The sequence below is a fragment of the Pseudonocardia sp. ICBG601 genome, from assembly GCF_020496245.1.
Genome location: NZ_JAHLJA010000148.1, coordinates 3,380,074 through 3,398,220, shown reverse-complemented (window position 1 = coordinate 3,398,220; position 18,147 = coordinate 3,380,074). Strand labels below are relative to the sequence as shown.

Genomic DNA, 18,147 nt, shown 5'->3' with positions numbered 1-18,147 from the left:
TCGCCACCATCGGCCGACCCGCGCCCCGATCGTCACCGAGGGCACCCACTGGGCGGGAACTGTCCCGTCATCGCCCGCCGTGGTCCGGGTTCACCCCGAGAGCCGACCCCGCGTCGGGACGGGAGTCTCGGCCCCTGCGTACGCGCGGCCACGAGCCGTCGCCCACCGGGTCCGCCGCTCGAGGCGGTCCCGGCGACGCAGCTGGGACACGACCACGTGCCGCAGCAGGGGGTGCCGGAAGGCGTACACCAGCTCTCCGGTGTCGGGGCGCCGTCCGCTGCGCATCAGCAGGCCGTGCCGCTCCAACCGGTCGAGGACGGCGGCGACCTCCTGCTCGTCGGCGCCGCTCATCTCGCGGAGCGGCCCGACCCACACCTCGGTACCGATGACCGCGGCGTCCTGCAGCACGGACTTCTCCCGCTGCGGGAGCGTGTCCAGGCGCGCCGCCAGGATGGTGTGGACGGCATGCGGGATCCGGATCCGCCCGGTCCCCGGCTCACCGGGCTCCCCGCCGTCCGCGGACGGGATCGTGAGCGTGGGGATCACCGGAGCCCGGCCCCCGATGTCGGACCGCAGCATCAGGACGTACTCGCTGGCGAACAAGGGGTTGCCGCCGACCCGGTCGACGAGCTGGGCTCCGCAGACCAGCGGCGACCCGCCCGTCCCTCCGGGCGCGGCCTCCTCGCGCAGGCGGCGGTCCAGCAGCCCGACCAGCTCTCGGATCTCGTCGTCGGACAGCGGTCCCACGGTCCGGACCGTGGTGGCCGTGGTGCCGCCACCCCAGCCCGGGCGCCGGCGGACCAGCTCCGGTCGCGCGGTGGCCAGCACGAGCAACGGCACCGGGCCGAGCCTGCGGTCGAGCCCCTCGACGAGGTCGAGCAGCGCCGCGTCCGCGGTCTGCAGGTCCTCGAGGACGACGACCAGCGGCCTGCGCCGCGCGAACTCCTCGATGAAGCGGATCCACGCCGCCGCCACCTGCTCGACCTCGACGGGGGCGCGGGTGCTCTCGCACAGCTCGACGAGCGGGCGCAGGCCCGACACCATCCACTCGGCCGTGCGGGCGTCGTCGGCGAGGCCGTGCACGGCGCGGGTGAGCTTGCGGAGCCCGGTCGGGCCGTCGTCGGCGGCCGAGATGCCGCAGCATTCCTTCACGACGCCGGCGAGTGGCGTGACCGGCGCGTTCCACCCGAACCGCGGTGTCCGGCCCGTGACGACCTGTGCCCGTCCCTCCACCAGGGTGCGGAACTCGCGGACCACGCGGCTCTTCCCGACGCCCGGCTCGCCGAACAGCATCACCGACTGCGGCAGCCGGGCCCGGACGACCTCCTCGACCAGCTGTGTCAGCATCGCCGTCTCGGCGGTGCGCCCGACGAACGGTCCGCTGAACGTGGCGTTCTCGTGCTCCGGTCGTACCCCGAGGACCTGACCGTCCGGGGCGTAGGCGACCGCGCCCCGGCTGGCCAGCCGGCTTGCAGCACAGACCCGCACCTCACCCGGGCCCAGGTCGGCGAGCTGCTGCAGGCAGCCGTCGACCACCTCGCCGGTCACCTCCGCGTCGCCCGCTGCCCGGGCGGTCACGAGCGCCTCGCCGGTCGCGACGGCGAACCCGGCACGCGCGCGGGGTCCCACGGGTCCGGCGCTGCCGTCGAGCCGGCGCCTGATCGAGCAGGCCGCCCGGATCGCCCGCTCGGCGTCGTCCTCGTGGGTGCGGCGCAGACCGAAGACCGCCTGCCAGGTCGTGCCCAGCCGACTGTGCAGGGTCCCGCCGAAGATGCCCACCTCCGCCTCCAGCACCGCCCGCAGTTCGCGCGCGCGCTCGGCCACCGCCTCGGGGTCGTCGTCCCGGTCCACGGGCTCCGCCCGCACCAGCAACACGCTGACCCACTTGCGCTCGTACACGGTCCCGGGACCGGCGCCCGTCTCGGGCGCACCAGCAGGCGTGGCCGGTTCGGCCGGGGCCGGAGTGTCCCCGGGCGCCGCAACCGGGGTGAGCACCTCGTCGTGGTGCAGGATCGCCCGCTCCAGCTCCTGCAGCTCGGGACCGGGGTCCAGCCCGTACTCGGTCCGCAGCGCGCTGCGGGCCCGACGGAACACGTCGAGGGCATCGGTCTGGCGACCCGAGCGGTAGAGCGCCAGCATCAGCTGGCCGCACAGCCGCTCACGAGCGGGCTCGGCATCACGGGCGGCTTCGAGCTCGTGCAGGACCTCCTGGTGCCGACCGAGGGCGAGTTCGGCCTCCACACGGTCCTCGAAGGCCGCCAGCCGGGCCTTCTCCAGGGCGGCGAGTTCCGGCCAGTCCATGCCCGTCTCGGCGAGGTCGGCGAACGCGGGACCGCGCCACAGGCCCAGCCCGTCCCGCAGTGCCTGCGCGGCCCCCGCCCAGTCGCCCACGGCCAGCCGGGTCCGCCCCCACTCGGTCAGCGCCTGGAACCGCAGCATGTCGACCCGGGTCTCCGGCACCCGCAGCAGGTACCCCGGGGCCCGGGTGACCAGCTCCACCTCCACCGCGCCACTCGCGGCCTCGGCGATCCGCTGGCGCAGCCCGGACACCGCGTTCTGCAGCATCTTGCGGGCCGTCGGCGGCGGGTCCTCGCCCCACAGCGCATCGACCAGGCGGCTCGTCGCCACCGTACGGTTCGCGTTCAGCAGCAGGTAGCCCAGCGTCGCCCGCTGGTGGACCCCACCGAGCGCGAGCGCTCTACCGGCGGAGCGTAGTTCGATCGACCCCAGGACGTTGAACTGCATCCGACACTCCCGACGCGAACTCCGATGTACCCGATGACGGTCCGGGACGGACGGCACTCGGGCCGGTGGTCCCGGTGCCGGCACATCGCGCGTGGGTCGACATCGCGTCGGTCCTCTCGTCGGCCGTCGTCGCGGCCGTGCTCCCGGGCGCGCGAGGACACGATAACGGCCCGTCCCCCATCCGTGGCCGCCCGACGACGACAATCCCGGATCGCGGAACACCAGGGAATGTGACCGGACAATGTCGATAGGGGTCGGTAGGGGCCCGGACAGGGGTTTCGTCGCCGTCCGCTCACGTAGCGTCGGCGCAAATCCAGCCCCTCGTCCCGCCGAGCCGAGTTCTCGACTGGGCCGCCGGCACCCTTTCCCGCACGAGGAGACCACCGACCGTGTCCATTCGACGCGCCACACTCGGCGCGGGCGCCGCCCTGGCAGCCATCGCCGTTCTGCTCAGCGCCTGCTCGACCGGCCCGGCGGCGAGCGGGACGCCCCCGACCGGCGAACCGGTCAGTGGCGGCAGGCTCACCTACGCCCTGAGCACCGATCCGCTGTCGTTCAACCCGTCCGGCAACAATGCCGGCAACGACTCGTGGACGGTCACCCGACAGTTGTTCGACTCGTTGTTGTACCTCGACCCGAACAGCAAGAAGCTCGAACCGTGGCTGGCGAAGAGCTGGTCGAGCAACGCCGACGCGACGGCGTTCACCTTCGAGCTGCGTGACGACGCCACGTTCTCCGACGGGAGCAAGGTCACCGCGAACGACGTCAAGGCGACCTTCGACGACCTGGTCGCGAACAAGGCGAAGAGTCCCGGCACGGCAAGCTTCTTCAGCGGCTACCGGACCACCGACGCGGTCGACGCCGACACCGTGACGGTCCGGTTCTCCACACCGAACGCCGCGTTCCCCGCCAACACGGCGGGCGTGATGCTCGGCATCGTGTCGCAGGCGACGACGAGGATCCCCTACGACGAGCGCGCGACCGGCAAGGGCGTGGTCGGCTCGGGTCCGTTCGTCCTGCAGAACTACACCAAGGACGTCTCCACCACCCTGGTGCGGCGGCCCGACTACGCGGGGGCACCCGCCGGGTTCGCCACCACCGGGGCAGCGCACCTGGACGCGATCGACTTCACGGTCGTGCCCGAGTCGACGGTCCGGTCGGGCAGCCTGACCTCCGGCTCGGTCGATGTGATCAACGGTGTCGACCCGACGGCGGTGGGCGAGCTGGAAGGGGCGGGCACCGTGGTGAGCCGCTCCACGCCGGGCTACGTCAACGGCCTCTACTTCAACGTGTCCCGGCCCGCGACGGGTGACCTCGCCGTGCGGCGGGGCATCGCCCACGCCGTGGACGCCGGGCAGATCCGCGACACCGCGGTGACCGACGAGTTCGCGGTGGGCACCAGCATCCTGTCCGCGGCGACCCCCGGGTGGTCCGACCAGAGCTCGTGGTTCGGGTTCGACGCGGCCACGGCCGGGCGCGACCTGGACTCCGCCGGGTGGGTTGCCGGCCCGGACGGCATCCGGGCGAAGGACGGGAACCGGCTGTCCCTGAAGCTGATCTACATGAACACGTCGGGCCAGACCCAGAGCGCGGTCGAGGTGCTGCAGCAGCAGCTCCGCGCCGCGGGCGTCGAGCTCGTGCTCTCGGGTGGGGCGGCGCCGGACTTCCTGGCCGCCTGGCAGAGCGGCGCGTTCGACGCGGCGTGGATCGCCGGCGGCGCGTCGGACCCGGACATCCTGCGCACCGTGTACTCCGCGAGCGGCACCAACTTCTACAAGGTGAAGGACCCGACCCTCGACGGCCTGCTGACCCGCCAGCTCGCCTCCGTCGACCAGGCCGTCCGCTTCGGGGTGCTCGCGGACGTGCAGAAGCGGATCGCCGAGCAGTACTACCAGGTCCCGGTCTACGAGAACACCGGGATCGTCGCCACCGCCAGGGGTGTGCACGGCGTGGTGCTCGGCGCGGACTCGCGGCCCGACCTGCTGGTCGGCGCCTGGAAGGACCCCACCTGAGCGATCACCGGCTCCCGCCCGCACGGGAGCCGGTGATCCCCTGACGGTCACGAACTGGGAGCGCTCCGTTTGACTCGCTACGTCCTGGGCCGCCTCGGGCAGGCCCTGCTGGTGGTCTGGGCCGCCTACACCATCACCTTCGCGGTGCTCTACGTGCTGCCCGGGGACCCGGTGACCCTGATGGCGGGCACGGGCGTCGGGTTCCTCACCCCAGCCCAGCTCGACGGTCTGCGCCACGAGTACGGGTTCGACCGTCCACTCGTCGTCCAGTACGCGACCCGCCTGGGCGCCGCGGCCGTCGGGGACTGGGGGCACTCGGTCGTCAGCAACCGTCCGGTGCTCGACGTGGTCGGCGAGGCCCTGCTCTCGACACTGCAGCTGACGGCCGCCGGGCTGACGGTCGCCGTCGTCGGCGGGACCGTGCTGGCGCTGGTGACCGTCGGGACGGGTCGGCGGTGGCTCGCCCAGCTGCTCGGCGTGCTCCCGCCTCTCGGGGTCGCGGTTCCGGCCTTCTGGTTCGGGCTGCTGCTCATCCAGTGGTTCGCCTTCGGCATACCGCTGTTCCCCGCGTTCGGTGCGCAGGGCCCCGCCTCGCTGGTGCTGCCGGCGGTGGCGCTGGCCGTCCCGACCGGCGCCACGATCGCCCAGCTGCTGACCCGCAGCCTCGACGCCACGCTGGCCGAGCCCTACATCCACACCATCCGCGCCCGCGGCGCCGGAACCGGCCGGGTCCTGCTGCGGCACGCCCTGCGCAACGCCGCTCTGCCGACCGTGACCATGACCGGGCTGATCGTCGGCGGGCTGCTGTCGGGGGCGGTGGTCGTGGAGACCGTGTTCTCCCGGCCCGGTCTGGGCCGGGTCGTGGCACAGGCCGTCGAGCAGCAGGACGTGGCGGTGGTGCAGGGCGTCGTCGTCCTCGCCGCGATCGTGTTCGTGCTGACCGGGTTGGTGGTCGACCTGCTCTACCCGGTCCTCGACCCCCGGATCCGGGTCGCCGGCCGACGGCCGGCCCGTTCGGTGCCGGGAGGTGCGGCATGACGCTCGCCCTCGAGGATCCCCCCGTCACGGCACCGCAGCGACCGGCCGGGGGACGCCGTCGTCGCCGGCCGCCGATGGGCCTGGTCCTCGCCTGCGGATGGCTGCTCGCGGTCGCGGTCGCGGTGTTCGTCCCGCACCTGCTCGCTGCGGAGGACCCACTCGCCGGAGTGCCGGCGCTGAAGCTGGAACCTCCCTCGGCCGAGCACTGGCTGGGCACCGACGCGGTGGGGCGGGACCTCTACACCCGCGTGGTGCACGGCACCGGGCTCACGATGCGCACGGCGGTGCTCGCGGTGGCGATGGGCGTGCTGTTCGGCTCCGCGCTGGGGCTGCTGGCCGGGCTGGCGGGCGGGGCCGTCGACATCGTCGTCATGCGGGTGGTGGACGTCCTGTTCGCCGTGCCGGGGATCCTGCTGTCGCTCGCGCTGATCACCGTGCTCGGCGTGGGTACCGCCGCGGTCGCGTTCGCCGTCTCGCTCGGCAGCATCGCGGGCATCGCCCGGGTCCTGCGGTCGGAGGTCCTCAAGGTACGGACCTCCCCCTACATCGAGGCCGCGCAGGTCAGCGGGAACCGGCCGCTGCGGCTCACCCTGCGCCACGTCCTCCCCAACGCCGTCACCCCACTGCTCGCCCTCGCCGCCCTCGAGCTCGCCGCCGCCATCCTGTCCGTGTCCGCGCTCGGCTTCCTCGGTTACGGCGCCCAGCCCCCCGCCCCGGAGTGGGGGGCCATGGTCGCCGCCGGTCGCGACTCCCTCCGCACGGCGTGGTGGCTCACCACCTTTCCCGGCCTGGCGATCGTGGCCACCGTGCTGGCCGCGAACCGGCTGTCGCTGCTCGTCGGACGGAGACCGCGATGAACCCGGTGCTGACGGTCGAGGGTCTCGCGGTCCGCTACGGGTCCGTCGAGGCCGTGCGCGGCGTGTCCTTCCACGTCGACCCGGGTGAGACGGTCGCGCTCGTGGGCGAGTCCGGCTCGGGCAAGTCCACCCTGGCCCACGCCGCGCTCGGACTGCTGCCCCCGGGGGCGGCGGTCACCGCCGGACGGGTCGTGGTTCGCGGCACCGACCTCGCCGCGTCGGACGACCGTGAGCTGCGCCGGCTGCGGGGCCGCACCGTGGCCCTCGTCCCCCAGGACCCCGGCGCGTCGCTCGATCCCGTCATGCGGGTCGGACGGCAGGTCGCCGAGGTCCTGGAGATCCACGGTCTCGCCACGGGGCGCGCAGCCGCGGCCCTCGCCCGGGAGGGGCTCGCCCGTGCCGGACTCGATCCGGACCGGGTCGCGCACCGGTACCCGCACGAGCTGTCCGGGGGGATGCGCCAGCGGGTCCTCATCGCGGCCGCGCTGGCCGGGGGCCCGGCGCTGATCGTGGCCGACGAGCCCACCAGCGCGCTGGACGTGACGGTCCAGAAGCAGATCCTCGACCATCTCGCGGCCCTGACTGCGCAGAGCGGCACCAGCCTGCTGCTCGTCACCCACGACCTCGCGGTCGCCGCCGAGCGCGCGGACCGGGTGCTGGTGATGCGGGCCGGAGAGCTCGTCGAGTCCGGCCATCCCGCCCAGGTGTTCGACGCTCCGCGCCACCCCTACACCCGCGAGCTGGCCGCCGCCGCACCGCGGCGCGACGGCGTGAGCGAGCGTGTCGGTCGCGACGCCGACGAGCCGCCGCTCCTGGTGCTCGACGGGGTCGGCAAGACCTACCCGTCCCGCACCGGCCGGGCGGCCGAGCGACCCGCGGTCGAGGCGCTGGACCTCACCGTCTCCCGCGGGCGCACCCTTGCGCTGGTCGGCGAGTCCGGTTCCGGGAAGACGACCGTCGGACGGCTGGTGCTGCGTCTGGTCGACGCCGACACCGGCCGGATCACCCTCGACGGTCTCGACGTCACCACCACCCGTGGGCCCGAGCTGCGCGCGCTGCGCCGCCGGGTCCAGCTCGTGCAGCAGAACCCGTTCACGGCGCTGAACCCGCGCCTGACCGTCGAGGCGATCATCGCGGACCCGTTGCACGCGCACCGCATCGGCAGCTCCGCCGATCGTCGACGACGTGCGGCCGAGCTCGCCGACGTCGTGCACCTCCCCGCCGACGCCCTCCACCGGCGGGCTGCGGAGCTCTCCGGCGGTCAGCGCCAGCGGGTGGCCGTCGCGCGGGCCCTCGCCCTCGACCCCGAGCTCGTCGTCCTCGACGAACCGGTCTCGGCACTCGACGTGTCCGTCCAGGCACGCATCCTCGATCTGCTCTCCGGGCTGCAGCGTGACCGGGGCATCGGCTACCTGTTCATCACCCACGATCTCGCCGTCGCGCGCGAGATCGCCCACGACGTCGCCGTCATGCGCACCGGCCGTCTCGTCGAGCACGGGCCTGCCGCCACGGTCCTGTCCGACCCGCAGGACGCCTACACCAGGGCGTTGCTCGATGCGGTCCCCGATCCCCGTCGCCACCGGCCGGTGACGACGCCGTCCCACCCCTGAGGAGTGCACCCGTGCCCGACACAGCCGATGATGCCGCCTGGTGGGAGAAGGTCGCTCGCTCCTTCGCCGAGGACCTGCCCGACACCGACGGAGCCGCTCGTCGCCGGCACGCCGTGGCCGCACTCGCCGACAACGGCCTGACCACCCTGCTCGGTCCCGCCCGCCACGGCGGCGCGGAGCAACCGTGGCGCGTCGCGCACCGGGTCGTCCGTGAGATCGCCCGCGTCGACCCCACCATCGCCGAGCTGCTCGGACGCCACTACGTCTGGTACTGGATCGCCGAGTTCATCGGCACCGACGAGAAGATCGACCACATCGGTGAGGTCTCCACCCGGAGCAGGTGGTTCTACTGCGGCGCGTCCGACCCCTGCGCCGCGGAGCTCACCGTCGTCGACGACGGCGAGGCCATGCTCTTCGACGGCCGCATCGCACCCGCCGTGGGCGCCGACGTCTCGACGATCACCATTCTGCAGGGCGCCCGCTCCGACGTGGCGACACCGATCAGCGCTCTCGCCTACACCTCCCACCCGGGGATCAGCGTCCCGGGTCACGATGGCGCCCGCATCGAGGTCAGCGACGCGGACATCCCCTGGACCGGTGCCCTGGGACACGTGGACAAGCGGTTCGAGCCCCGCCCCTACAACGGGCTGCTGGCCCCCACCCTCGACCTCGTCCTGCTCGACATCGCCCTCGCCGCCCGCACGACCTACGGCACGACCGCCGCCACCGCCGCCGCGATACGACGGGCCGACCAGGCCGTCGAGCAGGCCCAGCGCCTGCACGACCGCCGTCGCGGTGTCACCGACGCCGAGGTCCGCGCCCAGGCCGTCCAGGTCTCCGAACTCACGGTCGCCGTCGGCGCCCTCCCCGGCCCGGCGGGCGTCCGCTCCGGAGGCCCCCGATGATTCCTCTGTCCCTGCTCGACCTCGCCCCGGTCGGTGAGGGGCAGTCCCCGGAACGGGCACTCGCCACCGCCGTCGACCTCGCCCGCCGCGCCGACCGGCTCGGCTTCACCCGGTTCTGGGTCGCCGAGCACCACGGCATGCCCGGCATCGCGAGCTCCACCCCCGAGGTACTCATCGCCGCCATCGCCGCACGGACCCGCACCCTGCGCATCGGTTCCGGAGCCGTCCTGCTCTCCGGGCGGCAGCCACGGGCCGTCGCCGAGGCGTTCGGGGTCCTCGCAGCCCTGTACCCCGGCAGGATCGATCTCGGTGTCGGGCGGGGCGGCGGCACCACGGTCTCCCTCGACGCGCAGCTCGACCAGCTCGGCGGCCATCTGACCGACCCGCTCGGATCGGCCCTGCCGCACGCGAGCGCCCCCGCCGAGGTCTGGCTCGTGGGCTCGAGCGTCGCCAGCGCACTCGTCGCCGCCGAGCGGGGTCTCCCGTACGCCTTCGCACACCACTTCTTCGGCCCCACCGACGCCGTCCGGGCGCTGGAGACCTACCGGAGCAACTTCCGTCCGGGGCCCACCCGCTCCGTCCCGCACGCCATGCTCACCGTCCACACCGTCTGCGGCGAGGACGACGCCCACGCCCGGTGGCTCGTCGCCCCTGCGCTCGCACCCGCGCTCGGTGTCGCGGGGCTCGGCCCTCGGAGCCCGTTCCCCGCTCCCGACGTGGCGGCCGCCCTGCCCTGGACCTCCGACCAGCTCGACGACGCCGCCCGGCTGCTCGACGAGCAGGCCGTCGGTTCGCCGGCGACGGTGCGACGACGCCTGCACGCACTGGCCGAGACCACCGGGGCGGACGAGCTCATGCTGACCTCCAACCTGACCGACGGCGAGGACAAGCTGGGCAGTCTCGGCCGCATCGTCGCCGCGCTCGGCGAGGGCGACCGCATCCGCTCCGCCGTGGCCGGTCCGTCGCGATGACCACGACCGTGCTCGACCCCGAGCTCCTGGGGAGCCCATCGACCACCTACCGGGCCGGACTGATCGGGTCCGGCATCACGACGTCCGCCTCACCCCTGCTGCACGAGACCGAGGCCGCCGCCCACGGCATCCGGGCGGCGTTCGCCCTCCTCGATCTCGACGAACTCGGTCACGGTGTCGAGGTCCTGGGCGGTGTCCTGCGGGAGGTCCGGGCCGCGGGCTGGCAGGGGGTGACCGTCACCCACCCGGCCAAGCAGACGATCATCCCCCTCCTCGACGCGATCACCCCCGACGCGGCCGCCATCGGCGCGGTCAACACCGTCGTCTTCGACCAGGGACACGCGATCGGTCACAACACGGACTGGTCCGGGTACGCGCGGAGCCTCCGTACCTGTCTGCCAGGGGGACTGACCGACGACGACCTGCGTTCCGTCGTGCTGGTCGGTGCCGGTGGGGCGGGCTCGGCGGTCGCCCACGCGCTGCTCTCGATCGGCGTCGCACACCTCTGGGTGGTCGACATCGACCACGACCGGGCGTCGGCGCTCGCAGCGACGCTCCGACGACGACACCGGGACCGGACCGTACGCACGGGTCGGCCCGACGACCTGCCCGCTCTGCTCACCGACGTCACCGGGATCGTGAACGCCTCGCCGGTCGGCATGACCGGCCACGAGGGACATCCGGTGCCCACGTCTGCGCTCCACCCAGGTCTGTGGGTCAGTGACATCGTCTACCGGCCACGCCGCACCGCCCTGCTGATCGGGGCCGAGCGGGCAGGCTGCCGCGTGCTGGGGGGTGGGCCGATGGTCGTGCTGCAGGCGGCGGACGGGTTCGAGGTCCTCACCGGCCGACGGGCCGACGCCGACCGCATGCTGAGGCGGTTCGAGGCGACTCACCCGTGAGAGGTCAGTGGGCCCCGTCGTAGTCGAGGCGGGACACCTGGATGTGCGTCTGGTGCCGCTTGGCCCAGTCGGTGAGCAGCGACAGGGTCTGCGCGAGCTCCCGAGCCGCCTCGGTCAACCGATACTCCGTCCTGGGCGGCACCGTCGCGTACACCGTGCGGGTCAGCAACCCGTCCCGCTCGAGGTTCCGCAACGTCAAGGTCAGCATCCGTCTGCTGATGCCCGGGATGCCGCGCTCGAGCTCGGTGAAGCGCGCGACCTCCTCCGCGCCGATGAGCGTGAGGACGCCGATCGCCCACTTCCCGCTGACCCGGTCCAGGACCTCGTTCAACGGGCACACATGGCGGACGGCGTCATGCCCGCCGGCTGGCCCGGTGCGACCGCTCTGGTCGGCCGCCACCTCGTGGTCACTACTCGACACCTCTGTAATCGTACGTAACCAAGCGGCGGATCCACAGCAGAACGAGGCAATCATGGCGATCACGACGACGTCGTCACCTACCACCTCACAGGGTCCGAATGCCCTGCTGGAGCTGACAACAGCGCCGACGCACGCATGGTCGGACGGTTCGGAATCCGGGACAGCGCAAACTGATCGTCCACGTCCCCCTCCACGAGATCGCGCCACCTGCAGAAGTGCAGGAACCCGGGTCACGTCCTGGGATCGGCGTGCATGCTGCTGCTCTCGCTCATCAGACCGGCCTGCCGAGAGTTCAAGCCGTACACCGGTAGGCGCGGCGTTCTCCCAGCGGGTGCATCCAAATGGGCGAGCGGTTGCTACACCTGGCCACCCGACTACCCTCACCGGCCACCGGGCGGTCAACGGTCATACCGCACCAGACCACTCGATAAGGTCGCGACGACGTCCAGGGGACACATGCAACTACGCCAGGAACGGCAGGCCAATCCGGTCGCGGACGACGTATCGGCCCTCATCGCCGTCACACGCCCGATCGTTGCCGGACTCCTCCACTCGGTGTCCGCGGAACAGCTCGAACCGCATGGCGGCCCCAAGGGCATCAAGCTGAAGCACCTCGGTCGCGTCCGGAAGGCCAACGATGGCGATCTCGGAGTGGCGTTCGAGTACGCCATCCACGAGGCGGTCGCCACGCATGAGCCGGTAGTCACGGAGCGCGTCACCGACGCCCTCGCGCTGTGCCGCATTCGACAGGGCGCCCCGGCATCGATCCTCTTCGCTATCGAGAAAGACGGCGCCAAGCAGATCATCGACACGAAGCGCGATCTCATCACCGCCGAGAGCTGAGTCCTGTCCGGCAAGCGCGGACAGCCGATCAAGCTCGCCCGGCATATGAACAACCTGGCAGCAGCGTTCCGACGCAAGAGCACGCACCCCGCCCTCCCCCGGAGCATCCAGGGCCTCTGGAAGGCCGATCTCTTCCTCGGGTCGCCCGAGCGCGAGCACTGGGTCGGCACCACCATCAAGATCCAGCCGCGTCGTCTCGAAACCGCGGAGGGCCTGCGCATTGCCATCGTGCCTGCGCAGGGTGAGAAGTCGGATGCGGTGCGTCTCGACGAAGGGAAGGGCCTGGTCATCTGCCCCATCCCGCACGACTACTCGTTCATGCAGACGTTCCACGAGGGCATGCGCATCGTTCAGGTGCTCATGGTGGACGACTTCAGCCCGCCCGAGGCGAAGAACCTCCCGAACCCGCAGCACCGCGAAGTCGGGCGGGCGTGGGCGGAGCGCCGAGACCTCACCGTTGAGGATGCCCTCGACTCCATGGTGGTCTTCGCACAGCCGCACCTGTTGGAGGCATCGACGGAGGAGCTCAGTGCCGACACCTTCGGCACTGTTGTCGCGGCCGCCAGCACGACGACGATGATTGGACCAGTCCCCCTGCGCAGCCCCGACGCGTAGAAGGAGACTAGGCCGCCGGTGCTTCCCCCCGTCGGCGACTGGGCCGCCCCCAAAGTGGCGATCGAACACAAGCTCGATTCGAGCCGGTGCTTCACCCGACCGAGCGGGGTCACATGCCAGCCTCGCCGGTCCCCTCCCGCTCCGCCCACGCCAGCGCCGCTACCCGCCCCGCGGACGACAACGTCATTCCACCGTACATGTTCGGGTCACCGTCGTCGCTCGCTCATCGACAGACCCATGCTCCAATTTGTTCAACTGGAGCCATCATGCTACTCGCACCGCTTGCCCTTGTGGCTTTCCGTCGCACCGGACGATGAGATAAATCGTATTAAACGAAACTCCGCCATCCCTAGATTCAGCCAGTTCGCTAACGAAGCATCGAGTCAAGCGGCGTCGCCACGACGGTGATGCGAAGTCGTCCGTCGAATCGCGTCCGGATTGCACACCAGGTCGGTTAATCAGCACTCATCCGGTGGGGCGCCGTACGCCAGTCCGGGACTTCTCCGCATTCAGCAACCGCCTTCTCCCATCGGTCTTGGAGTCCTTGGAGGAGGCGTGCGTCGACTTCGGCGGCGACGTGGGAGTAGGTCTGGGCGATCTTGTCGCAGGATCCGGTGTCGGTTCCTGGTGGGCTTGGAACGGCCGCGTCACTCTTGTCGTGGGGCAGCCCCCAGCAGCTCCACCGCGTCGAGTCAGGGCTCGACCTCTGGACGACGACGGTGCTGGACCAGGACATCGCCTCTCCCGGGCCCGACAGGCTGACCGTCGATGACCAGGTCACCGCCCTCAACCTTCCGGAGCCCCGTCCGGACTCGGCGAGTTCCGGTCTCCCGAGGACGCGAACGGCCGTCACCGTCTGGGAACCGCAGACGCTCCTCGGACGGTGGGAGGCCCGGATCCGGGTGCTGCCCGGTGACGATCCGGACGCTGTCGTCGGGATGGATCTTGCTCCCGCTACCGGTCCCACGGTGCAGGATCCGCACCCGAGTCTCGACTCACGCACCGTAACCCTGACTCAGGAATCCGACGTACCGACCGCGGGCTGGCACCACTGGGCAGTCGAGCGCACGGCATCCTCGACCCGGTTCTACCTCGACGGTCGGCTCCTCACCGACACGCCGTCGGACCCGAGCGAGGTGGGACCGGTTCAGCTCCGGTGGTGGATCCAATCGGCCGACGAGACCGCCCGGACCCCGGCGAGGGCCGAGGCCGAGTGGGTCGCCTTCTACGCCGGGGAAGGATCCTGACGTGATCGCCGTTCAGCGGCGGCGCCCCGCCCGGGCCACGAAGGAACGTCCGGAACGAGGCGTGTGGGTCGCGGCGATGGCCGTCTCGGCTGCTCTGTGTGCTGGTACCTGGCGCTGTTCCTCAGCCCCGCTCCGGGACAGCTCCCGACGACACTGGCCGCGGACACCACGGCAAGCGACGCGACGCCCCTCGCCCACACCGGCCGGCCGTTCGTCGGACCGGTCCTCGGCCCGGCTGCCACAGCCCTACCGATCCCCACCGCCGCTCCCGCCGACCCCGAGGTGCCTGCGGCGACCGCGGAGGGTTCGGTTCTCGTCGTGGACGGCTCGTCCGAGCAACGAGCGCGGATCGCCGTCGAGGTCGCCATGCGCCAGATCGGTCTCCCCTACGTCTGGGGCGGTAACGGCCCCGAGAACGGACACCGCGGTTTCGACTGCTCTGGGCTCACCACGTTCGCCTACGCCAAGGCCGGGGTCACGCTGCCGCGCACCGCACACACTCAGTTCCGCCACGGTCCCCGCCTCCCCGCCGGCGTCGAGCTGCGGCCCGGGGACCTGGTGTTCTACGGCACCTACGCGAAGGTCCACCACGTCGGCATGTTCATCGGACAAGGCCGCATGGTCAACGCCCCCACCTTCGGTCAACCGGTCCAGACCGCCTGGTACCGATGGTCAGGCGATGACTACCTCGGCGCGACCCGACCGACCGCCGAGCCCGGCACCACCGCCCCGCCCCTGCGCGAGGTCCCCGAGACACCGGATCCCTCCATCCCCGACATCACCGTGTTCCCCGCACCACCCGCACCGGCCCTGCCCCTCCCCCCGCCGATCACCCACCTGCCCGCTGTCACACCGTCGCCGACGAGCGGGCCACCGGCAGCACCATCGGGTCCGTCTATCGGACCGACGGCAGTAGCCGCTCCACCGCAGGCCCCGGGCCCGATCTCCGCGCCCCAGGCGTCGCCCTCACCGATCCCACCGACTACGTCGAACACGGCACCACCAACGCTGTCGGGCGGGCCGTCTGGCACCAGCAAAATCGGTGCGACACCCACTCCCTCAGCGATCGCGCCTGCCCCCGCCCTACCACCCGCAGTGGCGATCCTCGACGCAGGCACGCTCCGTCCACTCGACACCGTCGAGCTGGCCCCGAACCGGATCCCGACCGGACCGGGCAGCACCTCCGATCGAGGCCAGTGGCAGATCCGGCTGACCGCTCCGCTCGCGGCGAGCGCACCCGAGACCCCGATCGTCGTCCGCACAGCCCAGGGCGAGCACCACCTCACCATCGTCGCGACCGGTGAACGCGACGCCACCGAGATCGCCGCCCTGACGGAGCCGCTGGTCGTCCTCGTGCCGCTCGGCACGGATCGCTGGCAGGTGACCACCGCGACCCCGCGTGATTGGGTACCTTCACCCCGATGATCGTCCGCGGCACCGCCAAGGTCCTCGCGCTGGTGCGGCCACCCGACCCGCTGCCCGACCTCGATCCCGCACCCGACGACTGGTACGCGAACCTGCTCCGGATCCAGCGACGCAACTGCCTGCTCCTGACCCACGCCACGACGCTGTTCTCGGTGTTCCGCCCCGCCGTGACCGCCGCAGAGCTACGCCCTCTCGGCCCGTTCGTGAGCGCCGCGATCAGGACCGAACTGCTCGCCGAAGGGCTCCCACCCGACGCCCTGGGCTGCTCGGACACCACGCCGGTCCAGGTGACCCGCACCGCCAGCCGTCGCGTCCTCGGCGTGATGAACGACCACGCCTTCCACATCGAGCACTACATCGCCGCACACGGCGGCCTCGCCGGAACCGAACTACCCGCCCTGCACCTCCGCCTGCACCGGACGATCAACAGCCTCAACGGCTACGTCCCGCCGATCGACGCCGCCCGCGCCGCCTCCTCTTCCTGACCGCCGTCGGCGGCGGAACCGCACGCACATCACAAGTACGTCCTCGTGGTCCCCTGCCGAGGACACCGCGCCGGCCCAGACCCCGCCGAGCGGCGAGGCCACCACCGATTCCCGGGTCCGACCCCTTTACCCGACGCCCACACCCGATCGATCGCCCCGAGCGCGCGCTCACGGTCCGGCACCGATCTGCGCCCAACCGCAGCACACTGCGCCAGATTCACCCGAACGGCACCACAATCGTGGAGCAGAACCTTGACCCTGTTTCGCACCGTGGAGCAGCGTGCTCCACGTTTGCTCCACGATGGGACCACAATGGACTCACGCATGATCATCCAAGCCGATTATTCGACGATCACAGCAACTGACGAATCCGCAGGTCAGACGCAGAAAAGGCGGCACCACCCGAAGGTGATACCGCCTCGTTCCGACCGTCGGGACGACAGGATTTGAACCTGCGACCCCTTGACCCCCAGTCAAGTGCGCTACCAAGCTGCGCCACGTCCCGGCCACCCCTCGCGGGGCACGTAGAACCTTACCGTACCCACGGCAGCACCCCACCGGGGGTGTCGTCCGTGGCGTCGACGCTGCGCACGAGCGCGACGGCCTCCAGCTGCGACCCGACGTCGAGCTTCGCGAGCACCGCCCTGACCTGCGTGCGGACCGTCGGGAGCGACACGACGAAGTGCTCGGCGATGGCGTGCGCCCGCACCCCACCGGCGAGCAGTTCGAGGACCTCCCGCTCGCGGCGGGTCAGGGTCGCGATGCGTCCGCGGACGGCGCGCTGACGGCGGTCCCACTCGACGTAGCGCTGCACGAGCTCGTCGCGGTGGGAGGCGTGCAGCAGCGACCGCCCGACGCGGGCCTCCCGGATCGCGACGACCAGTGCGGGCATCGAGGCCGTCTTCGACACCCAGGTGAAGCCGCCCTGGTGCAGGGCCGCGCCGATGCGGGTGGGGCTGGAGCTGCCCGAGAGCACGAGAACCCGCCACCCCTGGGCGCGCAGCCCCGGGATGAGCGGGATGGTGTCGATCCGGCGGCCCTCGGCGTCGCGGCCGAGGTCGAGGTCGAGGACCAGCAGTCCGGGCTCGACCCCGGCGATCGCGCGGTGCACGTCGACGTGCGAGTGGGCGGGGCGGAACGAGGCCGGTTCGCCCTCGGCGCGCAGGGCCAGCGCCAGCGACGACCCGACGAGCTCGTGGTCGTCGATGATCAGCACCGTCCCGAGCGGCGCGACCGCCACCGGCCGGGGGTGTGACACCCGCCCGCCCCCCACTCGGGCGGGTGTCACGTCAGGGCTCCCAGCGTGAGCAGGCCACGCCCCAGGAGCGCGGTCCGGCGGTCGAGCGCCGCGACCTCGTTCTCGTACTCCATCGGCCGCGAGCGGAGCTCCCACAGCTCGAGGGCCTGCCGCCAGGCGACGTCGCGGGCCAGCACCACCGGCACGTCGGCGACGCAGCCGAGCAGCTGCTCGGACAGCGAGATCTCGCCGGGCTCCTTCCGGTCGAAGCCGTCGAGCAGGCGGACCATGTGCAGGGAGAACACGTCGTTCACGGCCCGGTAGTCGGCCCGCTCGGCCGGGCCGGGGGTACTGCGCCCGAGGACCGTGCAGGTACGCACGACCGCGGGCGCCAGATCGAAGTTGACGTGCGCGTTCACCCCGACCACCGCGTACTCCGCCGGGGAGATCCGCTCGTGGTGGCGGCGCTCCAGCAGCACCCCCCAGGACCGCGGCGGGGTCCCCCCGGTCGCCTCGGCGTGCAGGGCCCGGAAGTAGCGGCGGGCGAACTCGACGTCGAGCCGGACCAGGAAGTCCCGGTCGGCGAACAGGTCGTCGTCGAGCTGGTCGCGGATGCCGCGGGTGATGCGCAGGTAGAGCCGGTTGAACGAGGCGACGCCGTCGCCGGGGCCGTACTCGCACTCGAGGATCTCCTGGAGGTGCTCCAGGTGCGCGACGACGCCGTCGATCGTCTCCGGTGGCGTCGCGAGCAGCGCAGCGACGCGCGCCCGGCCCGCCGGGGCCGTGCCCTCACCGGAGGGCGTCTCGATGGTGGCCGTCATCGTTGCCTCCGTG

The 18,147-nt window shown here is 72.1% G+C and carries 16 protein-coding genes and 1 tRNA gene; 12 read left to right on the top strand and 5 right to left on the bottom strand.

The window, feature by feature from the left end; translation table 11 throughout:
• Positions 1–90 precede the first annotated feature (90 nt).
• Entirely contained in the window at positions 91–2,745 is a 2,655-nt protein-coding gene (locus KPL57_RS45530) for a BTAD domain-containing putative transcriptional regulator (protein ID WP_226356549.1), read from the bottom strand.
• 389 nt (positions 2,746–3,134) lie between these two features.
• On the opposite strand from KPL57_RS45530, the gene KPL57_RS45525 reads away from it, so the two are divergent.
• From KPL57_RS45525 to KPL57_RS45495, 7 genes are all read left to right on the top strand, one after another.
• Positions 3,135–4,757 (top strand): ABC transporter substrate-binding protein, encoded by a 1,623-nt coding sequence (locus KPL57_RS45525; protein WP_226356548.1) that lies wholly within the window; start codon positions 3,135–3,137, stop codon positions 4,755–4,757.
• Positions 4,758–4,826: 69 nt separating this feature from the next.
• On the top strand, positions 4,827–5,795 hold the full coding sequence (locus KPL57_RS45520) for an ABC transporter permease (protein WP_226356547.1): 969 nt from the start codon (positions 4,827–4,829) through the stop codon (positions 5,793–5,795).
• Positions 5,792–6,652, top strand: a complete 861-nt coding sequence (locus tag KPL57_RS45515) for an ABC transporter permease (RefSeq protein WP_226356546.1) — start codon at positions 5,792–5,794, stop codon at positions 6,650–6,652. The genes KPL57_RS45520 and KPL57_RS45515 overlap by 4 nt, the downstream gene beginning before the upstream one ends.
• Positions 6,649–8,262, top strand: a complete 1,614-nt coding sequence (locus KPL57_RS45510) for an ABC transporter ATP-binding protein (RefSeq protein WP_226356545.1) — start codon at positions 6,649–6,651, stop codon at positions 8,260–8,262. The genes KPL57_RS45515 and KPL57_RS45510 overlap by 4 nt, the downstream gene beginning before the upstream one ends.
• 11 nt (positions 8,263–8,273) lie before the next feature.
• A complete protein-coding gene (locus KPL57_RS45505) occupies positions 8,274–9,167 on the top strand; it encodes a hypothetical protein (RefSeq protein ID WP_226356544.1) in 894 nt (297 codons plus the stop codon).
• Positions 9,164–10,138: an MsnO8 family LLM class oxidoreductase gene (locus KPL57_RS45500; protein WP_226356543.1), complete on the top strand. Its 975-nt coding sequence runs from the start codon at positions 9,164–9,166 to the stop codon at positions 10,136–10,138. The genes KPL57_RS45505 and KPL57_RS45500 overlap by 4 nt, the downstream gene beginning before the upstream one ends.
• Positions 10,135–11,040, top strand: coding sequence for a shikimate dehydrogenase (locus KPL57_RS45495; protein ID WP_226356542.1), 906 nt, complete (start codon positions 10,135–10,137; stop codon positions 11,038–11,040). Before KPL57_RS45500 ends, KPL57_RS45495 begins: the two co-directional genes overlap by 4 nt.
• 4 nt (positions 11,041–11,044) lie before the next feature.
• Here the strand turns inward: KPL57_RS45495 and KPL57_RS45490 are convergent, their stop codons facing one another.
• On the bottom strand, positions 11,045–11,440 hold the full coding sequence (locus KPL57_RS45490) for a winged helix-turn-helix transcriptional regulator (protein ID WP_374203852.1): 396 nt from the start codon (positions 11,438–11,440) through the stop codon (positions 11,045–11,047).
• A 477-nt stretch (positions 11,441–11,917) separates the two neighbouring features.
• Between KPL57_RS45490 and KPL57_RS45485 the strand changes: the two genes are divergently transcribed.
• From KPL57_RS45485 to KPL57_RS45465, 5 genes are all read left to right on the top strand, one after another.
• Complete coding sequence (locus tag KPL57_RS45485; RefSeq protein ID WP_226356541.1) at positions 11,918–12,304, top strand: hypothetical protein; 387 nt, start codon at positions 11,918–11,920, stop codon at positions 12,302–12,304.
• Positions 12,305–12,349: 45 nt separating this feature from the next.
• Complete coding sequence (locus tag KPL57_RS45480; protein WP_226356540.1) at positions 12,350–12,919, top strand: hypothetical protein; 570 nt, start codon at positions 12,350–12,352, stop codon at positions 12,917–12,919.
• A 614-nt stretch (positions 12,920–13,533) separates the two neighbouring features.
• A complete protein-coding gene (locus tag KPL57_RS45475; protein WP_226356539.1) occupies positions 13,534–14,166 on the top strand; it encodes a hypothetical protein in 633 nt (210 codons plus the stop codon).
• Between the two features lie 318 nt (positions 14,167–14,484).
• A complete protein-coding gene (locus KPL57_RS72945; RefSeq protein WP_374203851.1) occupies positions 14,485–15,591 on the top strand; it encodes an NlpC/P60 family protein in 1,107 nt (368 codons plus the stop codon).
• On the top strand, positions 15,588–16,076 hold the full coding sequence (locus KPL57_RS45465; protein ID WP_226356538.1) for a hypothetical protein: 489 nt from the start codon (positions 15,588–15,590) through the stop codon (positions 16,074–16,076). The genes KPL57_RS72945 and KPL57_RS45465 overlap by 4 nt, the downstream gene beginning before the upstream one ends.
• Positions 16,077–16,507: 431 nt before the next feature.
• Here KPL57_RS45465 and KPL57_RS45460 read toward each other — a convergent pair.
• From KPL57_RS45460 to KPL57_RS45450, 3 genes are all read right to left on the bottom strand, one after another.
• Positions 16,508–16,581: transfer RNA gene (locus KPL57_RS45460), tRNA-Pro, on the bottom strand.
• A gap of 27 nt (positions 16,582–16,608) precedes the next feature.
• Positions 16,609–17,316, bottom strand: coding sequence for a response regulator transcription factor (locus KPL57_RS45455; protein ID WP_226356537.1), 708 nt, complete (start codon positions 17,314–17,316; stop codon positions 16,609–16,611).
• Between the two features lie 44 nt (positions 17,317–17,360).
• Positions 17,361–18,134, bottom strand: coding sequence for a DUF5995 family protein (locus KPL57_RS45450; protein ID WP_226356536.1), 774 nt, complete (start codon positions 18,132–18,134; stop codon positions 17,361–17,363).
• Between the last annotated feature and the right edge of the window lie 13 nt (positions 18,135–18,147).

What these genes read in the sequence shown, in the direction of transcription:
- KPL57_RS45485 (WP_226356541.1), top strand. Translation starts at nt 11,918, where the DNA reads ATGCAACTACGCCAGGAACGGCAGGCCAATCCGGTCGCGGACGACGTA.
- KPL57_RS45530 (WP_226356549.1), bottom strand. Translation starts at nt 2,745, where the DNA reads ATGCAGTTCAACGTCCTGGGGTCGATCGAACTACGCTCCGCCGGTAGA.
- KPL57_RS45450 (WP_226356536.1), bottom strand. Translation starts at nt 18,134, where the DNA reads ATGACGGCCACCATCGAGACGCCCTCCGGTGAGGGCACGGCCCCGGCG.
- KPL57_RS45465 (WP_226356538.1), top strand. Translation starts at nt 15,588, where the DNA reads ATGATCGTCCGCGGCACCGCCAAGGTCCTCGCGCTGGTGCGGCCACCC.
- KPL57_RS45500 (WP_226356543.1), top strand. Translation starts at nt 9,164, where the DNA reads ATGATTCCTCTGTCCCTGCTCGACCTCGCCCCGGTCGGTGAGGGGCAG.
- KPL57_RS45480 (WP_226356540.1), top strand. Translation starts at nt 12,350, where the DNA reads ATGAACAACCTGGCAGCAGCGTTCCGACGCAAGAGCACGCACCCCGCC.
- KPL57_RS45495 (WP_226356542.1), top strand. Translation starts at nt 10,135, where the DNA reads ATGACCACGACCGTGCTCGACCCCGAGCTCCTGGGGAGCCCATCGACC.
- KPL57_RS45510 (WP_226356545.1), top strand. Translation starts at nt 6,649, where the DNA reads ATGAACCCGGTGCTGACGGTCGAGGGTCTCGCGGTCCGCTACGGGTCC.
- KPL57_RS45515 (WP_226356546.1), top strand. Translation starts at nt 5,792, where the DNA reads ATGACGCTCGCCCTCGAGGATCCCCCCGTCACGGCACCGCAGCGACCG.